Consider the following 946-nt stretch of genomic DNA (forward strand, 5'->3'; position numbering starts at 1 on the left):
CACCGCCGGGGGCGGGGGCGGCTCCTGGCCCCCGCCGGCGCCGTCGTCGACGACGGCGCCGGCGGCGGCCTCGGCGTCCGCGCGGAAGGTGGTGGGCAGGGCCCGCACGAGCTTGCGCAGCACCGTGCGCACCGCGGGCCCGTCCCCACCGGCCGGGCCCAGCAGCAGGAACAGCGCCCGCGCCTCCTGCTCGCTCAGCCCGGACAGGTCGGTGCGGGCGCCGCCGACGAGGGACCAGCCGCCCCCGCGCCCGGCCTGCGGGTACACCGGGACCCCGGCGGCCGCGAGGGCCTCCAGGTCCCGGCGGGCCGTCGCGAGCGAGACCTCCAGCTCGGTGGCCACCTGGGCGGCCGTCAGCCGCCCCCGCGACTGCAGGAGCAGCAGGACGGCCACCAGCCGGTCGGCGCGCACGTGGGAAGTCTGCGCCCGAAAGCGCTCAGGAGGTGAGCGCTTCCGCGGTCAGGCTGGGTGCACGGACCGATCGAGGAGGACGCGATGTTGCGAGGCATGTCGACCGTGGCGCTGCTGGCGGAGGACTTCGAGGGCGCCAAGCGCTGGTACACCGAGCTGCTGGGGGTGGCGCCGTACTTCGACCGCCCCTGGTACGCGGAGTTCCGCATCGGGGACCACCAGCAGGAGCTGGGGGTGCTCAACGCCGCCTTCGCCGCCCAGCTGGGCGGTGTCCCGGCCACCGACCGGCCGGGAGGGGTCGTCCTGTACTGGCACGTGGACGACCTGGACGCGGCGCTGGAGCGGCTGCTGGGCCTGGGCGCGGTGGTGTTCCAGCCGCCCCGCGCGTTCGGGGAGGGATTCCGCGGCGCGTCCGTGGTGGACCCGTTCGGCAACCTGCTGGGGATCATGCACAACCCGCACTACCTGGACGTCCTCGCCGGCCGGTGAGGCGCGCGCGGGCCGCCCCCGCGCCCGCGGGCCGCCCCCCGCCGCC

General features: G+C 77.4%; 2 protein-coding genes. One reads left to right on the plus strand and one right to left on the minus strand.

All coding sequences use genetic code 11. From position 1 onward, the window contains the following. On the minus strand, nt 1-411 hold a 411-nt coding region (locus ACRYM2_RS23155; protein WP_432525055.1), incomplete at its 3' end, for a helix-turn-helix transcriptional regulator. Between the two features lie 84 nt (nt 412-495). Here ACRYM2_RS23155 and ACRYM2_RS23160 point away from each other — a divergent pair. Beyond that, complete coding sequence (locus ACRYM2_RS23160) at nt 496-900, plus strand: VOC family protein (protein ID WP_432525056.1); 405 nt, start codon at nt 496-498, stop codon at nt 898-900. Nucleotides 901-946: the final 46 nt, after the last annotated feature.

The organism is Kineococcus aridisoli, from assembly GCF_050871885.1.
GTDB lineage: Bacteria > Actinomycetota > Actinomycetes > Actinomycetales > Kineococcaceae > Kineococcus.

Coding starts and splice junctions, on each gene's coding strand:
- ACRYM2_RS23160 (WP_432525056.1), top strand. CDS start 496: ATGTTGCGAGGCATGTCGACCGTGGCGCTGCTGGCGGAGGACTTCGAG.